The sequence below is a fragment of the Actinoplanes sp. NPDC051859 genome, from assembly GCF_044452725.1.
In the GTDB taxonomy this organism is placed as follows: domain Bacteria; phylum Actinomycetota; class Actinomycetes; order Mycobacteriales; family Micromonosporaceae; genus Actinoplanes.
The window spans coordinates 160,175-181,123 of record NZ_JBITBX010000011.1; the positions used below are offsets into that span (position 1 = coordinate 160,175).

Here is a 20,949-nt window from a genome sequence, read left to right on the forward strand (position 1 = left end):
GTCTGGAATAAATCAAGTTTAGAGGCTGGCGTGCCCCCAGACACCTCACCACGAACGGACCGGGTCGGGAGGCCGTTTTACTCCTCGTGAATGGTCAACAGGTCGTCCAGCCCGGCCACGGTGAGCACCGGCGCGAGCAACCCGGTGGTGAGCAGCTGGAGCTGGTCGACATGTGGGAAGAGCGCGGCGAGCCCGGCGCTGTCGATGTACTCGACCCGGGTGAGGTCGACGATGAAGGGGTCACCCGCGGCTTCCTGTCGCGCCGCGGCCAGGGCAGCCGAGAACGCCTCGGCGTTGCTCATGTCGATCTCGCCCGTCGCGGCCAGCACCACGGTGGCGTCCGCGCGGCGGCTGGTGGTGAAGGTCAGCGCGATGCTCATCCGGAGATCCTCGTCTGCAGGCCGACGACGGTGCCGGTGGCGCCCGTCGTCACGGTCACTTCACTCATCAGCGCCCGCATCAGCGTGAGCCCACGGCCCCGGTGCGGATCGGCGGCGGGCTGCGGCGCCTTCCACCGGCCGCTGTCGGTGATGGTGAGGTGCAGATGCGCGGCAGTGGCGGCGGCTCGCAGCCGGACCCGGCCGCCGGGAGTGTGTCGGTGGCCGTGCTCGATGGCGTTGGCGCACGCCTCGCCGGCGGCCACGAGCACGTTCTGCGCGGTGGTGGTGTCGACCCCGCAGCGACGCAACCAGCCGCGCAACGCCGAACGCACCGGGGCGAGACGGGTGGCCTCGGCGGGGAAGTCGAGCTCCAACGGCCCGGGATGCCGATAGAGCAGCAACGCCACGTCGTCGTCGTACCCGCCGGCGGGCGCCATGCTAGCCATGACCTCGCCGGCCAGTTCCTCGAGCGGAGCGGACCGACCCTTGCGCACTGCCGCGGTCACCCGGTCGATGCCGGCAGTCAGCGGCTGGCGTCGGCGCTCCACCAACCCGTCCGTGTACAGCAACAGGGTGGCCCGGGTGGGCACGGTATAGAGGGCCTCCGTGCGCGCCGACCGGCTCCGGACGCCGAGCGGTCGGGAGCGGCCCCGATCGAGCAGGTCGGTGGTGCCGTCGGCATGGGTGACGAGCGCGGGCGGGTGCCCGGCACTGGAATAGCTGAGCTGGCCGGTGGCGGGGTCGAGGATGCCGCAGAAGACCGTGGCGCACATCGCGCCCGGCAGCTGAGCCGCGAATCGGTCCAACGCCGTCAGCGTCCGCGCCGGATCGGTGTTCTGCAACAACAACGCGCGGCAGGCACTGCGCAACTGGCCCATGACGGTGGCTGCCTGCAGGCCATGACCGACACAGTCGCCGACCACGATGGCGATGCGGCCATCGGACAGCGGCACCGTGTCGTACCAGTCGCCGCCGACCTTCAGCGGTCGGGTCGCCGGGGAATACCGCACGGCGAAACCGGCGGGCAGCTGGGCCGGACCGAGAATCGCGCGTTGCAGGGCGAGTGCGGTCTCCCGCTGCTGGTCGATCTGGTGCACCCGGTGCAGACCCTGGCCCAGATGCCCGGCCAGCAACGCCAGCAACGTCAGATCTTGCTCGGTGAACGGCCGATTCTCGGCCAGCTGCACCCACAACACCATCGTGCCGTCGGGATGCTCCAGCGCGATGCCCGCCCCGGCCGCCCGGGCGGCGACTGGATGCAAAAGCGGCTTCTCGCGTACGGAAGAAAGGGTTTCGCGGTGCTCTTCCGGCAGGTTCTCCCACCGTGCCTGGGCATCGGTGGCCGTGACCACCGGGGTGTGCGAGCCGTCGAACACCGTCGCGGACACGTCGGTCGCCTGCCAGAGATCCTGCAGGACGGGCAGGATGCCCCGCACCGCTCCATTCAGGCTCTCCGCCTGCGCCAGACGCACGCTCACCGCAGCGAGCGCACTCTCCCGCTGCACGGCGTAATGCTCGGCCGTGACGTCGCGGAACGTGCCGACCACGACCCGGCGACCGGTGGCCGGATCGTCGACCTGGCTGAACGCAGCCGCCACCCACAGCCGGTGCCCGTCGCGGTGAATCACCGGGATCGTGTACGCACCACGCGACCGCCCCATCAGCATCGAGAACGCGGCGACGACCTGCTGATGTCCCTCGGGGTCGGCGGCCTGGTCCGGCCACCACGGATGCACCGGAAGGTACGGCAGGCCTTCGGGTCCGTACCCGAGGATGGTGTGGAAGGTCGAGTTGATCTCGATGATGGCGCCGTCCTCGTCGCAGACGAAGAACGCCTCCTGCAACGAGTCGATGAGCGCCGTCCGCCAGCGGGTGTGATGGTTGCGCAGCCGGGCGAGCTCCACGTTGGCCCGCACCCGGGCCAACAGCTCGGCGGAAGAGAACGGCTTCACCAGGTAGTCGTCGGCGCCCGCCTCCAGGCCCTCGATGGAGGCTTCCTGGCCGGCGCGCGCCGACAGCAGGAGCACCGGCGTGCTTGCGGTCCGGGGGTCGGCCCGCAGCGCGGCCACGAGTTGCAGGCCGTCCAGGCGCGGCATCATGACGTCGCTGACGACCAGGTCCGGGTTGCGCAGCCGAGTCGCCTCCAGCGCGGCCAGCCCGTCGGCGACCGGCTCCACCCGATGCCCCGCCGAGCGCAGCAACCGGGTGAGGTAATCCCGCATGTCCGCGTTGTCGTCAGCCACCAGAACGTTGGCGGACGTGCGTTCCGCCGGCACCGGCGGGTCCTCGGCCACCGCCGGGTCGCTGTCGGGCAGCCACCGCATGGCTTCCTGCACGTACGGGGTGGCGCCCGCCGCGTAGCCGCCCGAAGGGTCCGCCGTAGCGAGCGCCCCGGCCGGCAGGTGCTCGGTGCCGAACGGAAGCCGGATGACGAAGGTGGTGCCCTCGCCCACGACGCTGTCCGCGGTGATGCTCCCGCCGTGCATCTCGACGAGCTCTTTGACCAGGGCGAGCCCGATTCCACTGCCCTCGTTGGACCGGGACCGGGCGTGCTCGATGCGGTGGAAGCGCTCGAACAGGCGGGGAATCTCCTCGGCGGGAACGCCGATGCCCGTGTCCGTCACGGTGACCACGGCGTGCAGCCCGTCGGCGCGTGCGGCGACCCGCACCCCGCCGGCGAACGTGAACTTGAGGGCGTTGCTGAGCAGGTTGAGAATCACCTTCTCCCACATGGCCCGGTCGATGAAGACCGGCTCCGGCAGCGGCGGGCAGTCCACTTCCAAGCTGAGGGAGGCGCGTTCGACCGCGGAACGGAACACGCTGGCGAGCTCGCCGGTTGCCGCCGCAAGATCCGACGGCTCGTAGCGGGCCTGCATCCGGCCGGCCTCGATCCGCGAGAAATCGAGCAGGGTGTTGACCAGCTTGCCCAGTCGCAACCCGTTGCGCTGAATGACGTCGAGCTCCTGGCGGACCGCGGGATCCGTCCCGTCGACCCGGGTGAGCAGGTCCTCCACCGGACCCATGATCAACGTGAGTGGGGTGCGGAACTCGTGGCTGATGTTGGAAAAGAAGGCGGTCTTCGCCCGGTCGAGCTCGGCCAACTCCTCCGCACGGCGCTGCTGCGCCGCGTAGCCGCGGGCGCTGGCGATCCCGGCAGCGACATGCCCGGCGGCCAGCTCGACGAAGCCGCGGTAGCCGTCGTCCAGCGGCCGGTAACGGTTCACCGCCGCCACCAGATAGCCGTACGGTGCGGAGCCCTGCTGCAACAGCGGCACCACCATCGCGTGGGTGGCGGGCTCCGGCCAGTCCCCGGGCGGGAGATCGGCAAAGGTGTCGCCGGGGAGCGGCAGCACCAGGGGTCGGCCCGGCACGGTGGTCGGCCACACCGCGGGCTCGCCGACCTGCAGCGTCGCGGGAGCGGCGGGATGATCCGCCGCGATGCCGGTCGCACCGGCGAGCCGAGCCCGGTCGCCGTCGAACAGGTAGGTCAGCGTGAACGGCAGGTCGCGCAGGTTACGGCCGAGCTGCGCTTCCGCGAAAGCCAGCACCTCCTGCTCGGTCCGGATGGCGCTGGGATCAGAGCCGAGATCGCGCAGCGTCGCCATCCGCCGCTCGCCGATGACCCGGTCCGTATCCTCGCTGACCACGCACAACATGCCGACCAGAGCAGCGTCATCGTCGCGCAGCGGGCTGTAGGAGAAGGTGTGGTAGCTCTCCTCGGTGTAGCCGGAGCGCTCCAGGAACAGCAGCAGGGCCTCGTCCCACGTCGCCTCGCCGGTGGACAGCACCGTCTCGATCCGCGGGCCGATGTCGTCCCAGATCTCCGCCCACACCTCATTCGCCGGCCGACCCAGCGCCCACGGATACTTGCGGCCCAACGTGCCCTGTCGGTAGGCGGCGTTGCAGAAGAAGGTCAGCTGAGGTCCCCAGGCCATCCACATCGGGAACCGCGACGACAGGAGGATGCTGACCGCGGTCCGCAGACTCTGCGGCCACCCGGCCGGCACGCCCAGCGGCGTCGATTCCCACGCCACCGCGGCCAGATCCCGCCCGACTTCGCCGGTGAACACGTCGGCACCCGGCACCGTCTGTGGTTGACGCTCAGCGCCACTCATGGCCTCGCGTTCCCCTTGCTCCTCGGGTCAGCACACCCCTTCTCCGGAGACGATAGATTCACCGACGCGCGTCGACACGACCGGTTGTCCGATTCTTCCGCAAGACCGGCTGCGAGCTGGGTAGATGTCTGGAAAGTCGGAGTTATGGCTCACCCGGCCGGCGTACGCTGCCCGCCGGGTGACTCCGTGCTCGACGTCAGGGGAGAACGGTGGCCTTGGCGACGATCCAGACGAATTGCGGCTGGCGGGGGTCGACGTAGCGGACCTCGGTGGTGCCCTCGCTGAGCTGGAACTGGGCCTGGGTCCACCTGTCCACCGTCTGGAAGAGCATGTCGCCGCCGACCAGGAAGCCGCCCTCCTGCTGGCGAGTTGCCGGGTTGTAACGGTAGAAGTAGCCACCTGCCGGCACGAGGGGAGCCTGGGCCACCTTGAGGACGGACACCGTGCCGCCGCCGATGGACGGCTGGGTGCCGAGCGCGATGTTCGTCACGCGGTATCGGGTAATGATGTGTGCAGCCTGCACCGCGGCGGTTTCGGGTGCGTTGACGTCACCGAAGCGAACCTGGGTGCTGGTGGTCCGCGGCTGGAACTCCATCATGGTCCACTCGGGAGTGCTGTGGATCATCATGTCGCCCTGGTAGATGAAGTCGACCACCGAGCGGGTCTTCGGGTCGTAGAGGAAATATTCCCCGGTGTCTTCGGGGCCGTCAGTGTCCTCAGGGGCACGGGACTGGAGCTTGAGCACCCGGACGGTGCCGCTCGGCCAGGTGGGCTGGTTGGCCCAGCCGAGGTTCCACAGCCGCGTCTCGGTGAGCGTCGACGACGCGGCGGCACTGGCCGTCGCGGTCTCGGTGGGGGAGAGCGGTGCGGCGCTGGCTGCCGCGCCCGCGCCGACCCCGCCCGCCATGACGCACAGCGCCAGGGCAGCCTGCAGACCGGTGCGTAGCATACGACGTTTCACGAAAATCCTCCTGCAATGAAGATCGATGAGCGTCGCTATCGTAGCGGCGGAAAAAGTCGGCAATATTGAACTTTGCGAATGGAGAAAAGCAAGAATCGAGAAGTTGCCCAGCGGCTCCGTCGATAACGTTCGGGGCATTTCCGCTCGGCGACAAAGGAGTGGCCTGCCATGGCGAACGGTGGCTTCCTCGCACCCCGAACCCTCAACGAGACGCATCACCGCGCCGCGCTCAACATTTTCATGCTGATCGTCCTGGCGCACTGGGCCGAGCACCTCACCCAGGCCGTGCAGATCTGGGGCCTCGGCTGGCCGCGTCCGGAGGCCCGCGGTGTCCTCGGCATACCATTCCCCGCTCTGATCTCCTCAGAGTGGCTGCACTACGGCTACGCGATCGTCATGCTCGCCGGGCTGTGGCTGCTCCGCGACGGGTTCACCGGCGCCGCGCGGACCTGGTGGATGATCGCCTTCTGGATCCAGGCCTGGCACCACGTCGAGCACTTCCTGCTGCTGGTGCAGGCGCAGCTCGGCCAGCCCTTCTTCGGCCAGGCGGTGCCGACGAGCCTCGCACAGCTGATCTTCCCCCGGGTGGAACTGCACCTGTTCTACAACACCGTCGTCTTCATCCCGATGGTGATCGCCGTCTACCTGCACATGCGGCCGAGCGCGGCCGAGGCGAGCCGGATGGAATGCAGTTGCCGGCCGGACCGGGCGGACCGGCCGCTCGCGTCGGCCGGCGCCCGCTGAGCGGTGCTCACCCATCAGCACGGCGAGTGGAGTACGGCGAACGCCCTGCTGCTCGCCATCAGCGCGGTCCTCGTCCTCGTGGTCCTCGCCCTGCTCCTGCGGCCGCCACGGATCCGCGAGGAAGCCCGCTGGCGCCTCTCTGAGCAGGAGCGACGGCGCCAGTTGGAGGACGAGGACCTACGGGGCTGACCGGGGCGGGGTGCGCACCACGGCGGACGGGCCGGCCCGCCAGCCGACGCTCGGCCACATCAGGCACTCGTCGGAGATGTCCAGCAGCACGAACCGTGGCCCGTCCGAGCCGGCGAAGGTGGCGCCGGTAGCGCACGGGTCGCAGCGTACGCCGCAGCCGGACAGGGCACCCCGGACGGCGTCGAGCTCGTCGACCAGCAGGACCACATCCCGGCGCGGATCGTCGTCGGCGGCCGCGGCGGCATGGTCCAGCGTCCAGTCCACCACCAGGACGGCGTCGCGGGCGGCATAGCTGATCGACGTTGCGTCCTGTGCGGACACAGGAAGCAGCAGTGACTCCTCAAAGAACCGGCGCAGCGCCGACAGGTCGGGACGGGCGGCGTGCAGGCGCATGATCCTGGGGTGCGACGTCACGTGCTGCTCCTTCGGGTCGTTTCCCCATGATGCGACGGGGGGTACCGGCATCGGTACTCCCAGATTGCGCAATCACCGGCGGACGACCGTGCGGCGCCTACGTCGGGCGGTCCTTCTTGGGCAGAGCCGCCACGATCGCGTCGTACGAGGCGTCGACGGCCTCGCGCAACTCGTCGTCGGGGATCGCGCCGCCGATGTTCAGCGAGTTCCAGCCGTACCGGCCGATGTAGGACGACGGCGAGGCATCGTCCGGGTAGCGTTTGATCCACTCGTCGGCGGTGTCGCGGTTCTTGCCGCACTTGACGCCGACGGAGGTGATCTCGGCGCCGAGGAAGGCGAAGACCTTCGGCCCCACCTTGGCTACCGTGTCGTTTTCCCATGGCTCGTCCTGCCAGGCCCCGGGCTTGGACAGGCAGTACGCGAGCATCTCGTCCCCGGTCATGGCACCAGTCGTACGCCGTACCGGGCGCTGTCGCAACCACCGCCGGTCGCGGCGTGGCGCGGTCATGGTCGAAAGAGCAACACCGGAGAAGGCGTGACCGCGGGTCCGGGCAGAGCATGGTCAGGACGGCTCCCCGCATGGAGGTAGCGCAATGCTGACCGGAGCACCCCTCGTCTCGCTGGTGATGTATTCGTCCAACGTCGCCGAATCCGCGGACTTCTATCACCACCGGCTGGGCCTGCCCCACCTGAGCGCCGAACCGAACGAGGCTCGGCTGAGCGCGGGCGGCGTCGACCTGTGGCTGCGTCCCGCGGGTCAGCACGGCGTACGGCTGTTCGGCCGCCGCGACGACTCCTCGGACGTCGTGTTTCTCACCGAGGACATCGACGCGACCCGGGTGGCGTTGGAAGGCCGGGGCATCCAGTTCGAGCGGCGCCGCAGCTACGAGATCGGCTCGGTGACCGACTTCTACGACCCGAGCGGCCATCGGCTGATGCTGTACGAGCCGTCACAGACCGCGCTCGGCTGGCCCAGCGGGCCCAAAGTGCGCGAGGTGTGGCGCGCGCACGGCCGGGGCGGCGCGGAGGTGATCGGGCCGGCCGCCGGTCCGACTCTGGGACCGCCCGAGGAGACCGGCCTGGCCGGCAATCCGTTGGTCTACCTGTTCATGTTCGAGAACGACCAGCTGTCCGCCCTTGGCTTCTATCGCGACCAGCTCGGCCTGGATCTGCTGGAACGCGTGCACTGCTGCAACCAGGACTGCGACGAGGAGATCGAGGGGATCGGCAAGTACGACGGTGGGGACGTGCTGCTGTCCACCCACCACATGCACGAGAAGAGCATGGTCTTCGACGATCTCGGTCGGCCGTACTCGCCGCGCGAGTTCACCCCCGCACACGGTCAGGGCATCGCGCCGGTGTTCCTGGTGCGGGATGTGGCCGAGACGACCCGGCAGCTCGCCGAGCGTGGTGTGGCGTTCCCGGGCGGATTGCAGGACGACCCGGCCGGCACGCTGGCCCGTTTCGAGGACCCGTTCGGTCACCCGTTCTTCCTCCTGCAGCGGGCGCCAGGAAATGCCGAGCAGAGCAAAACGAGAGAAGGCGCCGGCAGCGTTCACTGAAACAATTTCATTACTGCGACTTCGTGGAACTCCCGTTGCACAGCCAGAAGGGAACAGTCATGCCCGTCAACGTGTACCGCAACGAATCCCTAGTCCAGATGGAGACGTACGAGGCCCCGCCGTCCCAGGTCGACGAGCTGGTCGAGCAGGTCCGCGCCAAGTGGTCGATGCTGCGCGAGCACGGCTTCGCCGGCGACTACCCGATCGAGGTGCTGCGCGGCGCCCGCAACGGCAACGAGAACGTCAAGGTCGTCGAGGTCTTCCGGTGGAAGTCCATTCAGGACCGGGTCAACGCCCAGACCGACCCGGACTATGTCGCGATGGCCGGCCGGATCTCCGAGCTGACCACCACCGAGGGCCCCAAGGAGGCCTTCACCCAGGCCGTACGCGGCTTCAACCACAACTTCCCGCCCATCGGTGGCGTCGAACTGCTCAAGGGCGTCTGCTCCTGCCTGCTCACCATCGACGGGGTGGTGAAGGACTACCAGATGAGCGTGAAGAACGGCATCGTCCTGATGCACCGCAGCCCGCGGATGGACCTCGACGGTGACGGCTACAACGAGATGTACCTGAAGATCCTCATGCACGGCGGCGAGATCATCCAGGCCGCGCTCGGCCCGATCCGGGTGGAGCAGAACTTCAACCGGCCCAACGACGGCATCGTCAAGTCCAACAGCATGGACGGCTCGGACTTCCCGGCAACCGCCATCTGGCGGGTGTCGTGGAAGATCCACACCCCGCTCGGCCCACTGCTGACCGACCCCGACAACCCGCTGATCTTCGGCCCCGCCCAGGTCAACCACTACCCGCCGGTGGGGACGCACTTCCACTCGCCGACCGGCCCGACGGCTCTGATCCACGAGGAGACCGGCGCCCGGGTGGGCACGCTGACACCGGGCGAGCTGACCGCGTTCGACATCGTCGTGACCAAGGACGACGAGATCTACGCCGACGTGCTGAACACGCCGCCGGCCGACATCTTCGAGGTCATGGAGGAATGGCGGTCCCGGATGGGCGGCGCCGAGGTCGAGCCGGTGGTGGCGGGTGCCACTGACGGCGTGATGTGACCGATCGCTCCGTGGGGCCGCCAACCTCCTGGCTGGCGGCCCCGTCCCCGGAATCCTTCCCGGCGCCGGCTGCGCTGCCGACCGAGGCCGACGTCGTGGTGATCGGCGGCGGCCTGATGGGCGTGTCCACCGCCTATTGGCTGGCTCGGCGGGGCGCCTCGGTGTTGCTGCTGGAAGCCCGCGGCTTGGGCTGGGGCGCGAGCGGCCGCAACGCCGGGATCTATCTGTCCGGACTGCACGCGATGGAGGACGACACGGTGCTCCGGAAGGTGCTGAGCGAAGAGGGCTTCGATCCGGGCTACCGCAGGACCGGCCACCTTGCTCTGGCTACGACACCGGAGATTCAGCAGCAGTACCGCGCCGAGGTGGCGCGGCGTCCGGACACCGCCCCACCGCTGCACGCGTTGGACCGGGCGGGTTGCCTGGCCGTCCTCCAGCAGCCGATCGCCGAGCAGGTCGCCGGCGGTCGGTGGTTGCCGGACGGCCACGTGATCCACCCGGTGCGACTCGTCCGGGGATTGGCCGGGGCGGCCCGACGGCATGGCGCCCGGATCGCACCGCGGACCCGGGCGCTGCGCGTGGTGGCCGGTCGCAACGCCGAGCTGCGGGTCCGGACCACGCGTGGGACGGTCCGGGCCGGTCAGGTGGTCTATGCCTGCCAAGCCGAAGTCACCCGGTTCTGTCCCACGCTGAGCCAGGCCATCCGGCCGGTCCGCGGGCAGATGTTGGTCACCGAACCCCTGCCGCCGATGTTCGGGCCGGGCCTAGCCACCGACTTCGGCAGCGTCTACTGGCGGCAGACGGACGACGGCGCGATCATCATCGGTGGTCTCCGCTCGGCCTCGGTTGCCCAGGACGTGGACGAGAACGTGGATTCGATCGTGCAGAGTGCCCTGGAACGCTTCCTGCCCGCGACGTTCCCGGGCTTTCCCCGCTTCCGGGTGCAGCACCGGTGGGCCGGTGTCATGGATCAGAGCGTCGACGGGAGACCGTTGGTCGGCGCGGTGCCGTGGACGCAGCGGCAGTGGGTGATCGCCGGTTTCGGCGGGCACGGCCTGCCGCCCGGCCTCGCCGCCGCGCGCGGCCTCGCCGAGGCCATGGACGCCGGGTGCCGGGCCGGGCCGGAACCCGCCTTCGACCCCGCCCGGGCACTGCCCGGCGACCAGGGAGGACCACGATGAGTTACGCGACCGAAGGCCTGTCCGGTGCATCTTTGATGTTCGTCTTCCTGGACGTCTCCTCGCTGCCCCGGCACCGCCGGCTCTACGAGGAGGTGTTCGGCTTCGAGGTCATCGAGAACCAGTTCCATCCGCCACATGAGCACCACGGCTTGGTGAAGTACGACGCCGGCGGCACCATCCTGGCCGTCAACCTGTTCGCCGAGCGCAAGTTCCAGCGCCCGGACGCAGACGGAGTCACTCTCGTCTGCCGCGTTGCCGAGCCGGACCGGCTGGAGGCGTTGACGGAATACGGCGTGCGGACCGGCGCCGACTTCACCGACGTGGACGGCCACCATTACCGGTTCACCACCGAGCAGCCGGCCGGCCCCGGTCTGCAGGCCGAGATCAGCGAGCTGCGGGTGGCCGTACCGGATCTGGCGGCGGCGGTGCCGTTCTACCGTGACGTGCTCGGCTTGCGGCTCGCCGGCGACGATTCCGGCGACGAGGTGCGCTTCCACACCGGATCGATCGACCTGACCATCTACCAAGCCGCCGTCGGTCCGGACGGCCGGCCGCTGCGCTACAACGCCTTCCTGATGGTGTTCTACACCGGTGACGTGGAGGTCGCCGAACGGGAGCTGGCCGGGCGGGGCCTCACGTTCTCGCAGGGCGCCGGGTTCAGTGACATCGGCGGCACGGCCCGCTTCCGCGACCCGTCCGGCAACGTCTTCTGCCTTTACCAACCGTCGGCGGAGAGCCTCACCTGGGGTAGCGCCGACAAGGTCATGCAACTCATGACGCACCGTGCCCCCACCCGCAGCTGACCCTAGGGAGCTTCTGATGCCGACCGATGTCGCCACGCTGGCCGAGCGCCGCGTCGTCTACCTGTTCCTGTACGTCGCCGACCTGGCCGTGTCGCGGGACTTCTTCGAGCAGAAGCTGCGCCTGCGCGTGCTCGAGGAAGACGACCGATCCGTCAAGTACGACACGGGCGAGGTCATCCTGGCGCTGAACCGCGCCTCGGACTTCGACATCACCTTGCCGAACGAGCCGGACCACTCCACTGACATCGTCTTCCTCGTCGAGGACCTGGACGCTGCTCGCGCCGCGTTGGAGGAGCGTGGCGTGGAGTTCACCGAAACCCACAACTACGAGATCGGCGGCATCAGCGACTTCTACGACCCGGACGGGCACTGGTTCACCCTGTACGAGACGTCGGAGGAGTCGCTGACCTGGCCCAGTGGCGACCGGATCCAGGCCGTCCGCAAGCTGTACGAGGCGGAGGGCAAGCCCGGACTGGTCGGGCCGCACGGCGGGCCGGAGTTCAGCCTGGACGGCAAGCCGCTGATCTACCTGTTCCTGTTCATCCGCGACGCCGAGGAAGCGGTGAGCATCTACGCCGACGGGCTCGCCATCAAGGACCTGGAGGGCGGGCCGTGCAGCCGGGCCTCCACCGCCGACGAGGAAGGCGTGATCAAGTACGACACCGGCGGCATCATCCTCACCACCCACTCGCTGGAGACGGTGCGCGACGATCACGAGATCATCGACCACCCGTGCCCGCCGCGCACGGTGAACCCGCTCGAAATGGGTGGCAAGGCGGTCGTGTTCCACGCCCCGAACATCGAGGTCGCGGTCAAGGAACTGGCCGAGCGTGGCGTCTCCTCACCGGAGCACATCGTCCACTCGGAGATCGGCGCGACGCAGCGCTACACCGACCCGTCCGGGCACGTGTTCTTCCTGTACGAGCCATCCGAGGAAGCACTGCGCACACCGAGCGGCGAGAAGCTGCGGACGATCATCTCGCGGACGTACTGAGCCGTGCCGGGCACCGGCGGCGCGGCCGCGTACCGGGATCTGGGACGCCTGGTGCGCGGCCCGCTGCTGCGCCCCGGTGATGAGGGGTACGACTCGGCGCGCCGGGTGTGGAACGGCGCCATCGACCGGCGACCGTTGCTGATCGCCCAGTGCGCCGATGCCGACGACGTCAGTGCGGCGGTGCGGTACGCCGTACGCAACGGCATCGAACTGTCGGTGCGCAGCACCGGCCACAACGTCACCGGATGCGCGATCAGCGACGGCGGTCTGACCCTGGACCTGTCGGGCCTGCGTGATATTCGGATCGACCCGGACCGGCGGACCGCGGTGGTGCAGCCGGGCGTGCTGTGGGGCGATTTCGACGCCGCAGCGCAGGAGCACGGCCTCGCCACCACCGGCGGGCGGATCTCCACCACCGGCGTGGCCGGGCTGACCCTGGGCGGCGGTTTCGGCTGGCTGATGCGCCGCTACGGCCTGTCCGCCGACAACCTGCGCGCGGTGGACCTGGTCACCGCGGATGGCCGCCGGTCGCGGGTGGACCCGAGCACCGATGCGGAGCTTTTCTGGGCGCTGCGCGGAGGTGGCGGCAACTTCGGGGTCGCGACCGCGCTGGAGTTCCGGCTGCACCCGGTCGGCCCGATGGTGACCGGCGGTGCCGCCTTCTATCCCGAGGCCGAAGCGGGGCGGGTCCTGCGGTGGTATCGCGACTTTCTGCGGGATGCCCCGGACGTCGTTTCCGCGCAGTGCAACCTGCTGAGGCTGCCGCCGGCGCCGTTCGTCCCTGCGGAGCTGCACGGGCGCTCGGCCGTCGCGATCGCCGTGTGTCACACCGGCACCGACACGGAAGCCGAGCGGGACCTGGCAGCCCTGGGCGACCTCGGTCCGCCGCTGCTGCGCCGCATCGGTCGGATGCGGTACCTCTCACTGCAACGCCTCTACGACATGGCCGGCCGGTTCGGTTCTTTTGTGTACGGCCGCGCCGGCTACCTGCCCGCACTGGACGACCAGGCCGTCACGGTGCTGGAGAAAGGCGCGGGCGCGGTGCCGTCCCCGCACTGCATCATCATGATTTCTCCGCTGGGTGGGGCGGTCGCGCGGGTCGGCCTGGGCGACACCGCGGTCGGCCATCGCAGCGCCCAGTTCAGCATCTCCGTCGACGCGGTGTGGCGCAGTCCCGCCGAAGCGCCGGCGCACCGGGACTGGGTGAATGGGCTGTGGCGTGGCCTCCTGCCTTCCACCACCGGGGTCTACGTCAACGAGTTGGGCGACGAAGGCCCGGAGCGGACCAGGTCGGCGTACGAGGAGACGAGCTGGGCGCGGCTGCGCTCGGTGAAGGCCGACGTCGACCCGGGGAACGTCTTCCACTTGAACCAGAACATCCCACCGGGCGTGACCGAGACAACCGCAAGCGCCGAGAAGACACCCCTGGTGGTGACCGGCGAGGCTGACAGGTGATGCGTCCACGACCTCCGGGAGCGGCCATGAGCGCCGAACCAGCACCGACGTTGTCCGCCGCCCTGATCGCGACGGCGCAGCGCTGGCCGGATCGGCCGGCGCTGCTCTGCCCCCGGCACCGGATCACCCACGCCGGACTGGTGGAGGCAGCCGGGCGGCTGACCGCTATCTATCAGCGCCTCGGCGTCGTGCCCGGCGACCGGGTGGCCTGTTCGGTCGGCAACCGCTGCGAACACCTGATCGCGATGCTCGCGGCATGGAACTGCGGCGCGGTGCACGTCGCTACGGATCACAAGTTCACCGTGCCGGAGCTCGACGCGGTGGTGACGAAGACCGGGGCCCGCCTGCTGATCTACGAGCCCGGTGACGGTCGGATGAATCCGTACGCGACGCCGTCCGCGCTGCGCCGCCGGCATCCCGACCTGCAGTACGTCGTCGTGACGCCCCACCTGGCCCCGGCGGAGTTCGTCCGCTGGACGATCGACGACCTGGGCGAGCCGGCGACCGGGCCGGGCCCGGCGCCGGCGGACCCGGCCGTCGTGTTCGTCAGCTCCGGGACGACCGGCACCCCGAAAACCACCGTCGGTTTCCACGGCAACCTGGCCGGACGCTGGCGTGGCCTCGCCGGCTGGCTGGAGTTCCGGCCGGACGACGTGCACCTGGCCCAGCTCCCGCTGTCGCACGGCTTCGGCATGATGATGGCGATGGCCGCACTGCTGTCGGGCGGCTCGCTGGTGCTGCTCGACCGGTTCTCGCCGGAGGCCGCGCTGCAAGCCTGCGGTGAACACGGCGTGACCGTGCTCAACGGCGCGCCGGCACACTTCTCCCTGCTGCTGGACCGCCTCGACCCAGCCATGCACGACATCGGCACACTGCGGTTCAGTGTCGGCACCGCCGGTTCGTTCCCACCCGAGCTGGTCAACGCCATCTGGGAGCGGCTGTCCGTCGACCTGATGGTCATGTACGGCTCCAGCGAAGGCATCGGCGTCGCCACCAAAGACGTCGAGGACGTGCTGCGCGGCTCGGTCGGTCGGCCCGACCCCGGTTCAGTGCGGATCGTCACCCCAGAGCGGGAGACGTTGCCGGTCGGGGAGGTCGGGGAGGTCGCCTTTTCCCGGGCCACCTTTCCGGTGCGCTACTACGGCGAGACACCACCGGCCGACCCCTGGTACTACTCCGGCGACCTGGGTCGGCTGGACGAGCAGGGCCGCCTCTACATCCACGGGCGGCTGGCCCACCGGATCGACCGTGGCGGACTCAAAGTGGACCCGGTCGAGGTGGAGCGGGCGCTGCTGCGCTGCGCCGATGTGGCCGATGCGGCGGTGTTCGGGCGTACGGATCCGGTGGTGGGGGAGATCGTGTGCGCCTGTGTCCAGGCCGCGGCCGGGCGGCAGCCGGAGCTGGTCGCGCTGCGCGCCGAACTGAGTGACCGGCTGGCCCCGTTCAAGCTGCCCGAGGAGTTGTGCCTGGTGGACGAGATCCCACGGACGGCCATCGGCAAGGTCGACCTGCCGCGGCTTCGAGAAGCGGCCGCGACGGCACCGACCCAGCGCCTGGCTCGGCGGTGAGCGCGGGTGGATCCCCTCGCACTCGTCGCTGACCACCTCGACCGCGCCGGCGTCGCCGCAGACGTCGAGGTCCGCATCGACCCGCCGACCGGGGAGGGAATCGCGCAAGGGCGTACCGGGCTGATGACCGTGCACGGTCGCGACGGCGGTGCGCCGCGCCGGCTCGGCCTGGAGGTCGCCTCGGTCGCCACCGGCATCCTGGCTACCCAGGGCGCGCTGGCCGCGCAGATCGGCCGGCTCCGCGGTATGCCCATCGAGCGCGTCACGGTGCCCGGTCTGGCCGGAGCGCTGCAGTTCGTCCGCCATCAGCTGGCGATCGCCACCGGTGGCGGCTCGTTTCCGTTCCGGCCGGGCGGCGTGCCCGGCACGCCGTTGCGGACCGGCGACGGCGTGTGGGTGGAGCTCGAGGTGCTGTCCGGCGACGACTGGGCGGCCTTCTGGCGGCAGCTCGGCCTGGACGGGGCGCGGGTGGTCGGCGCCGCCTGGCTGCCGTTCGTCTACCGCTACCTGGCCGGCGAGTGCCGGGTGCCGCCGGAGCTGCCGGCCGCCTTCGCCCGACACAGCCTCGCCGAGATCCAGGCCTTCGCTGCCACGTGCGGGGTCGCGGTCGTCCCGGTCCGGTTGACTTCGGCGGACGGCGTTGCACTGTGGACGCTTCAGCCGCACGACGCGGTGCCCGCTCGCCGGTCGACTGCGGAGACCCCTGATGCTCCCTTGCGCGGCCTGCGGGTCGTCGAGGTGACCTCCCGGCTGCAAGGTCCGCTCGCCGGCCGACTTCTCCACCAGCTCGGCGCCCACGTGACCAAAGTCGAGCCGCCCGGCGGCGACTTCGGCCGGCACAGTCCGCCGTTGGCCGGCGAGTTCGGCGCGGCCTACCTGGCCTACAACGACGGCAAAGACCTCGTCGAGATCGACTACAAGTCCGCCGCGGGCCGGGCTGAGCTGCGGGACCTCGCCGCGGGAGCGGACGTGTTCCTGCACAACTGGCGGCCGGGTCGCGCCGAGGAGCTGGGGCTTGACCCGGACTCGGTGGCGCGAGCCAACCCCGCGGTGGTCCACGCCTTCGCGTCCGGCTGGGGCGGGATCGATGACCCGCCCTGCCCCATCGCCGGGGACTTCGTCGTGCAGGCGTACGCGGGAACGGGGTCCTTGTTGCACCCGCCCGGCGCCCCACCGTTGCCGAGCCGGCTCACCCTGGTCGATGTCGCCGGCGGTTTGCTGGCCGCCGAGGCCGTGCTGGCCGGATTGCTGCACCGGGAACGGACCGGGCAGGGCTGCGCGGTCGGCAGTTCGCTGATCCGGGCCGCCGCGACGCTGGCAACGGCCGCCACCCAGCCTTGGGGGCCGCTCGACGGGCCCATCGACACGACTGCCGGGTTCCTCGTGGTGAGTCCCGAGGACCCGCAGGCCGCCCAGCGGTTGCGGAAGGACTGCGGGCTGCCGGAGACGGCTAGCGACGTGGAGGTCCGCGCCCGGCTGGGGCAGGCGCCCGCCGCGGAGTGGGCCGAGACGCTGTCCGTGCCGGCCGTGGTCGTACCCCCGGATCTCACCGGGTTGCCCGCTGACCCGGCGCTTACCGGCCTGCTGGAGCGGGCCGGCGGCGCCTGCTGGATTCCCGGCGTACCGTGGAGGTTCGATGCTTGAGCCGGGCACTCGCGTCCTGGTCGTGACAGCCCATCCGGACGACGCGGAATTTCATTTCGGGGCTACCATCTCGGCCCTGGTCGACGGCGGCGCGGACGTGCGCTACCTGGTGTGCAGCGACGGCGCGCAGGGCGAGCCGGGCGACGGGCCACTGGGGATCGCCTCGGTGCGGATGGCCGAGCAGCGGGCCGCGGCAGCCGTGCTGGGTGTGCACGCGATCCGGTTCCTCGGGCTGCCGGACGGCAGTCTGGAGCCGACCCTTGCGCTACGCCGGGAGATTACCGCCCAGCTGCGCCGGGACCGGCCCGCACTGGTGCTCACCCACTACCCCCGCCGGGTGTTGGACATTCCGATCGAGGCTTCGCACCCGGACCACGTCGCGGTCGGCGAGGCCACCCTGGCCGCGCTGTACCCGGACGTGAGCAACGCGCGGGCCTTTCCGGAACTGGCCCGGGACGGCCTCGCGCCGCACAAGGTGCGCGAGGTGTGGGTTCCCGGCTACGAACGGCCCAACCATTTTGTCGACGCGACCCCGTGGGTGAAGCAGAAGAGCGACGCCCTGCGGGAACACCGCAGTCAGACCGGCGGCGAGCCGCCCGCATGGGTGTTCGGCTGGATGCGGCAGGCCGGGCGCACACCGGGGTACGAGTTCGCCGAGCACTACAAGCGGATCGAGCTCGGCTGAGGCACGACTGGCGGACCCTACAGCTCGGCGGCGACCATCAGCAGCGGCAGGGCCAGCAGGATCGGCGGGTCGGTGGGGCGACGGCGGCGCAGTGGCAGGTCCACGGCCACCGGTGCGGTGCCACCCCCGGGCACCCGGACCGGGCTCGGCGCGGCGGCGACATAGCAGCCGTCCAGGTCGGTGTCGGCGACCGCTTCCCGGACGGTCACCGACGTGTCGAAGCACATCGCCATCGGCTGCACCACCGCGTCCGACGCGAGGACGATTCCCGCAGTGCCCGGCACCGCCGACACTGCGCAGCCCTCCGGCCGGTGCTGCGGAATCGCGCCCGCGAAGAGCCCGACCGCGGCCAGGGCGCCACCGTCCGGCCCGCCGCTGACTGACACCGTCACGGTGGGGTAATGCGCCGCGGGGAGCGCGGCGCCGAGCCGTTCGAGGATGTCCTGGAAGGGCACGTCGGCGTACGCCTGCACGAGCCGCCGGAACCGCCCCGGCGACACGCCGACCACCCGGGTGAACTGCGACGTGAACGTGCCCAGGCTGGCGTACCCGACCTGCATGCAGACGTCCGTGACGCTGTCATCCTTGTAGGCCAGCAGCCGTTTCGCCTCGGCGATCCGCCACGCCGCAAGGAACCGTGCCGGAGTGGAGTCGGTGAGCCGGTGAAAGACCCGGTGGAAGTGGAACGGGCTGAGCCAGGCCGCCTGGGCCAGGGTGCGCAGCGGCAGGTCCTCGCCGAGGTGTTCGCGCATGGTGCCGATCGACCGCAGCACGGCCTCGCTCCACAGGTCCGCGGTGCGTTCGGTGACCGGCCGTCCCGTGGTCGACGTCATGTTCCTGACCTCTCCTTCTCCGGCGGCAGCTCTATCCGCAATGCTTCGAACAGGGTGGGGATCGATTCGGCCTGGAAGTCGACCTGCACGTCGAAGTCGTTGATCATTCCTTCCAGGACCAGCAGGGAGAGCAGGGGAAACACGAACTCCGGGTCGGCCGAGATGCGGTACCGGCGCTGAATGTCGAACAGCCGGGCGGCGAACGGTCCGAGCCGGAACTGACCGATCCGCTTGCCGTGGTTCTCCCGGACCAAAGCCCCCAGCTCGCGGGAGAATCCGGCCAGGTCGGCGTCGGCGGGCAGGGCGCTGGCGCTGCGCAGCACGATCTGGGAGCATTCGTCGGCCCGGCCCAGGGCCATGTTGACGAAGAACTGGGCGAAGAGCTTGCGCACGGCGGGCGTCAGCTCGACCACGAAGCCCGCGTCGAGCAGCACCACTTCGCCGTCAGGTCGCAGGTAGAGGTTGCCGGGGTGCATGTCGACGTGCACCAGGCCGTCGATGAACAGCATGTGGTAGACCGCGCGCAGGATGCGCCGCACGATCGCGGTGCGCTGCTCGCGGGTGAAGGCGCCCGGGCCGAAGCGTTCCAGCCCGTCGAGGAACTCCATCACCAGGACGCCTTCACCCGCCGCTTCTGTGACGGTCGCCGGGATGCGTACGGTATCGCCGAGGTTGGCGCGCAGCCGTTCCAGCATGACCGCCTCGCGGGCCAGGTCGAGCTGGTTGAGCACCGCCGGCCCGACCGAGTCCATCATCCGCTGGGCGGGCAGTCCCTTGAGCCCGGGCAGCCGCTCGCCGACCTTGGCGAACAGGCCGAGCAGCCGAAAGTCGGCCGCCATCTGGCGGTCCAGGCGGGGCCGTCGCACCTTGACCGCGACCTGTTTGCCGTCGTGGAGCCGCGCGCGGTACACCCCGGCGATGCTGCCGCTCGCCACCGGTGCGTGGTCGAATTCGCGGAACGGCCACGGCCGCCCCTGCGGGTACGCCGTCGCGAGCGCCCGCCGCAGGTCGTCGTCGGACATCGCGGCCATCCGGTCGGTGAGCTGGGCCAGTGCGGCGCAGTAGGCCGGGGGCAGCAGGTCAGCCCGGGTGCTGAGCAGCTGACCGCCTTTGACGAAGGTCGGTCCGAGCCGGACCAGGACCGGCACGACCCGCTGACCGGGCTGGCCCTTCGGCGGGCGGCGCAACGCTCGGCTCACGGCCCAGCGCGAGCCCGTGACCAGCAGGCCGGCACCGGCCAGCAGCCACGTGCTCAGACGAACCACCAGGAGCGGCCAGGGGACGGTGGGCGCCATGCGGGCCTCCGGCGGGCGGCAGGGAAGACACGTGAATCTGTGGCCGATTCAACGGGCCGCCCTGGGGCGGAACAAGCCAGCGCGGCGCATATCCCAAGCTCGAAGAGCCGTTGGTCGGCGGCGTCCAGAATCCGTCAAGGTGTGCGGGGCAGACTCGAGATCCCAGCAGCATTGCGAAGGGGGATCGTGGCCACGGCGACGGAGACCGGACGCAACGGTACGCACACCGCGCACCTGGAAGCGGTGACTCGGGCAATCGACGTGATGCGGCACCGGCTCGCTCACCCGCAGCCGCTGTCCACCCTGGCCGAGGCGGCCGCCTTCAGCCCCTTTCACTTCCACGAGATATTTCGGGAGCTCACCGCGGTGACCCCGGCCCGATTTCTGGCGGCCCTGCGGATGGCCGAGGCCCGCCGTCTGCTGCTGCATTCCAGCCTGCCGATTCGTCAGGTCGCCGCGCAGGTGGGGTATACCAGCCCGGGCACCTTCGCCGCCCAGTTCGCGCAGCTCACCGGCACTCCACCCGCGCGGTTCCGGGGGCAGGCCCGTGCGCTCGGCGACGTGCGCGCGGCCGAGGCGGCCCGGTGGTCCCGGCTGTCCGGGACTCACCGAGGCGCGGCGGTCACGCTGGCCCGGGCACCGGAACCGGGTTCGCTGGTCTGCATCTGTCTGGTGCCGTCCGGCAGTCTGCGGATTCACCGCGGACATTGGACGGCGGCCACCGGGTCCTCCCGGGTGCCCGGGGTGGCACCCGTTTCCGCCGCTGCGTACGCCACGTTCTGCCTGGTGATCCCGCCCGGCGAACGGGTGGTCGACGCGCTGATCGACGAGGTGCCCGGCAGTTTGCGCCTGGGCCGCGTCGGGCCCTCGCCGCCCGGCCATCCACCGCCACCGGGGGTGCGGATGCGCTGGCCGGAGCCGGCCGATCCACCGATCACGGCCCTGCTGTCGTTGACCCGGCCAGCCGGCTGATCGGTGGCGGCTCACCGCGATTTGGATGATCGGCCACTCGAATCAATCGATATCTTAAGGGCACACTTTCCTATGCGGACCGACGGG

At 70.3% G+C, this 20,949-nt stretch carries 19 protein-coding genes; 12 read left to right on the forward strand and 7 right to left on the reverse strand.

Features of this window, described 5'->3' with window-relative positions; genetic code table 11:
- Nucleotides 1-77 precede the first annotated feature (77 nt).
- The 3 genes from ACIA1L_RS25930 to ACIA1L_RS25940 all read right to left on the reverse strand — a co-directional run bounded on the left by ACIA1L_RS25930 (nt 78) and on the right by ACIA1L_RS25940 (nt 5,456).
- Entirely contained in the window at nt 78-380 is a 303-nt protein-coding gene (locus tag ACIA1L_RS25930) for an STAS domain-containing protein (RefSeq protein ID WP_396075516.1), read from the reverse strand.
- Complete coding sequence (locus tag ACIA1L_RS25935; protein WP_396075517.1) at nt 377-4,495, reverse strand: SpoIIE family protein phosphatase; 4,119 nt, start codon at nt 4,493-4,495, stop codon at nt 377-379. Before ACIA1L_RS25935 ends, ACIA1L_RS25930 begins: the two co-directional genes overlap by 4 nt.
- A gap of 196 nt (nt 4,496-4,691) precedes the next feature.
- On the reverse strand, nt 4,692-5,456 hold the full coding sequence (locus ACIA1L_RS25940; RefSeq protein ID WP_396075518.1) for a hypothetical protein: 765 nt from the start codon (nt 5,454-5,456) through the stop codon (nt 4,692-4,694).
- Nucleotides 5,457-5,624: 168 nt separating this feature from the next.
- Here ACIA1L_RS25940 and ACIA1L_RS25945 point away from each other — a divergent pair, with 168 nt between their 5' ends.
- Complete coding sequence (locus ACIA1L_RS25945) at nt 5,625-6,200, forward strand: hypothetical protein (protein WP_396075519.1); 576 nt, start codon at nt 5,625-5,627, stop codon at nt 6,198-6,200.
- A gap of 3 nt (nt 6,201-6,203) precedes the next feature.
- Nucleotides 6,204-6,389, forward strand: coding sequence for a hypothetical protein (locus tag ACIA1L_RS25950; RefSeq protein WP_396075520.1), 186 nt, complete (start codon nt 6,204-6,206; stop codon nt 6,387-6,389).
- On the opposite strand, the gene ACIA1L_RS25955 is transcribed toward ACIA1L_RS25950, so the two are convergent.
- A complete protein-coding gene (locus ACIA1L_RS25955; RefSeq protein WP_396075521.1) occupies nt 6,378-6,803 on the reverse strand; it encodes a hypothetical protein in 426 nt (141 codons plus the stop codon). The two genes, ACIA1L_RS25950 and ACIA1L_RS25955, sit on opposite strands and share 12 nt — an antisense overlap.
- Before the next feature lie 97 nt (nt 6,804-6,900).
- Entirely contained in the window at nt 6,901-7,245 is a 345-nt protein-coding gene (locus tag ACIA1L_RS25960) for an MmcQ/YjbR family DNA-binding protein (protein ID WP_396075522.1), read from the reverse strand.
- A 151-nt stretch (nt 7,246-7,396) separates the two neighbouring features.
- Here ACIA1L_RS25960 and ACIA1L_RS25965 point away from each other — a divergent pair, with 151 nt between their 5' ends.
- From ACIA1L_RS25965 to ACIA1L_RS26005, 9 genes are read left to right on the forward strand one after another with little or no spacing between them, the layout of a single operon-like run.
- Nucleotides 7,397-8,365, forward strand: a complete 969-nt coding sequence (locus tag ACIA1L_RS25965; RefSeq protein WP_396075523.1) for a VOC family protein — start codon at nt 7,397-7,399, stop codon at nt 8,363-8,365.
- 59 nt (nt 8,366-8,424) lie between these two features.
- Nucleotides 8,425-9,432: a hypothetical protein gene (locus ACIA1L_RS25970; protein WP_396075524.1), complete on the forward strand. Its 1,008-nt coding sequence runs from the start codon at nt 8,425-8,427 to the stop codon at nt 9,430-9,432.
- 11 nt (nt 9,433-9,443) lie between these two features.
- Nucleotides 9,444-10,613 carry an NAD(P)/FAD-dependent oxidoreductase gene (locus tag ACIA1L_RS25975; protein ID WP_396075525.1) on the forward strand — a complete coding sequence of 390 codons (1,170 nt, stop codon included), beginning with the start codon at nt 9,444-9,446 and terminating at the stop codon, nt 10,611-10,613.
- Nucleotides 10,610-11,416, forward strand: coding sequence for a VOC family protein (locus ACIA1L_RS25980; RefSeq protein WP_396075526.1), 807 nt, complete (start codon nt 10,610-10,612; stop codon nt 11,414-11,416). Before ACIA1L_RS25975 ends, ACIA1L_RS25980 begins: the two co-directional genes overlap by 4 nt.
- 16 nt (nt 11,417-11,432) lie before the next feature.
- Nucleotides 11,433-12,410 (forward strand): VOC family protein, encoded by a 978-nt coding sequence (locus ACIA1L_RS25985; protein ID WP_396075527.1) that lies wholly within the window; start codon nt 11,433-11,435, stop codon nt 12,408-12,410.
- Nucleotides 12,411-12,413: 3 nt separating this feature from the next.
- Nucleotides 12,414-13,865: an FAD-binding oxidoreductase gene (locus ACIA1L_RS25990; RefSeq protein ID WP_396075528.1), complete on the forward strand. Its 1,452-nt coding sequence runs from the start codon at nt 12,414-12,416 to the stop codon at nt 13,863-13,865.
- Between the two features lie 26 nt (nt 13,866-13,891).
- Nucleotides 13,892-15,433, forward strand: coding sequence for a class I adenylate-forming enzyme family protein (locus ACIA1L_RS25995; protein WP_396075529.1), 1,542 nt, complete (start codon nt 13,892-13,894; stop codon nt 15,431-15,433).
- Nucleotides 15,434-15,439: 6 nt separating this feature from the next.
- Nucleotides 15,440-17,077: a CoA transferase gene (locus ACIA1L_RS26000; RefSeq protein WP_396075530.1), complete on the forward strand. Its 1,638-nt coding sequence runs from the start codon at nt 15,440-15,442 to the stop codon at nt 17,075-17,077.
- Complete coding sequence (locus ACIA1L_RS26005; protein ID WP_396075531.1) at nt 17,070-17,762, forward strand: PIG-L deacetylase family protein; 693 nt, start codon at nt 17,070-17,072, stop codon at nt 17,760-17,762. Before ACIA1L_RS26000 ends, ACIA1L_RS26005 begins: the two co-directional genes overlap by 8 nt.
- Nucleotides 17,763-17,779: 17 nt before the next feature.
- Here the strand turns inward: ACIA1L_RS26005 and ACIA1L_RS26010 are convergent, their stop codons facing one another.
- On the reverse strand, nt 17,780-18,595 hold the full coding sequence (locus tag ACIA1L_RS26010; RefSeq protein WP_396075532.1) for a helix-turn-helix domain-containing protein: 816 nt from the start codon (nt 18,593-18,595) through the stop codon (nt 17,780-17,782).
- Nucleotides 18,592-19,890 (reverse strand): ABC1 kinase family protein, encoded by a 1,299-nt coding sequence (locus tag ACIA1L_RS26015; protein ID WP_396075533.1) that lies wholly within the window; start codon nt 19,888-19,890, stop codon nt 18,592-18,594. The genes ACIA1L_RS26010 and ACIA1L_RS26015 overlap by 4 nt, the downstream gene beginning before the upstream one ends.
- Before the next feature lie 186 nt (nt 19,891-20,076).
- Between ACIA1L_RS26015 and ACIA1L_RS26020 the strand changes: the two genes are divergently transcribed.
- The gene (locus ACIA1L_RS26020; protein ID WP_396075534.1) at nt 20,077-20,862 is read left to right on the forward strand and encodes a helix-turn-helix domain-containing protein; all 786 of its coding nucleotides are present in this window, start codon (nt 20,077-20,079) and stop codon (nt 20,860-20,862) included.
- Nucleotides 20,863-20,949 lie beyond the last annotated feature (87 nt).

Coding starts and splice junctions, on each gene's coding strand:
- ACIA1L_RS26015 (WP_396075533.1), bottom strand. CDS start 19,890: ATGGCGCCCACCGTCCCCTGGCCGCTCCTGGTGGTTCGTCTGAGCACG.
- ACIA1L_RS25960 (WP_396075522.1), bottom strand. CDS start 7,245: ATGACCGGGGACGAGATGCTCGCGTACTGCCTGTCCAAGCCCGGGGCC.
- ACIA1L_RS25985 (WP_396075527.1), top strand. CDS start 11,433: ATGCCGACCGATGTCGCCACGCTGGCCGAGCGCCGCGTCGTCTACCTG.
- ACIA1L_RS26010 (WP_396075532.1), bottom strand. CDS start 18,595: ATGACGTCGACCACGGGACGGCCGGTCACCGAACGCACCGCGGACCTG.
- ACIA1L_RS25980 (WP_396075526.1), top strand. CDS start 10,610: ATGAGTTACGCGACCGAAGGCCTGTCCGGTGCATCTTTGATGTTCGTC.
- ACIA1L_RS25970 (WP_396075524.1), top strand. CDS start 8,425: ATGCCCGTCAACGTGTACCGCAACGAATCCCTAGTCCAGATGGAGACG.
- ACIA1L_RS26005 (WP_396075531.1), top strand. CDS start 17,070: ATGCTTGAGCCGGGCACTCGCGTCCTGGTCGTGACAGCCCATCCGGAC.
- ACIA1L_RS25945 (WP_396075519.1), top strand. CDS start 5,625: ATGGCGAACGGTGGCTTCCTCGCACCCCGAACCCTCAACGAGACGCAT.
- ACIA1L_RS25965 (WP_396075523.1), top strand. CDS start 7,397: ATGCTGACCGGAGCACCCCTCGTCTCGCTGGTGATGTATTCGTCCAAC.
- ACIA1L_RS25935 (WP_396075517.1), bottom strand. CDS start 4,495: ATGAGTGGCGCTGAGCGTCAACCACAGACGGTGCCGGGTGCCGACGTG.
- ACIA1L_RS25930 (WP_396075516.1), bottom strand. CDS start 380: ATGAGCATCGCGCTGACCTTCACCACCAGCCGCCGCGCGGACGCCACC.
- ACIA1L_RS25995 (WP_396075529.1), top strand. CDS start 13,892: ATGAGCGCCGAACCAGCACCGACGTTGTCCGCCGCCCTGATCGCGACG.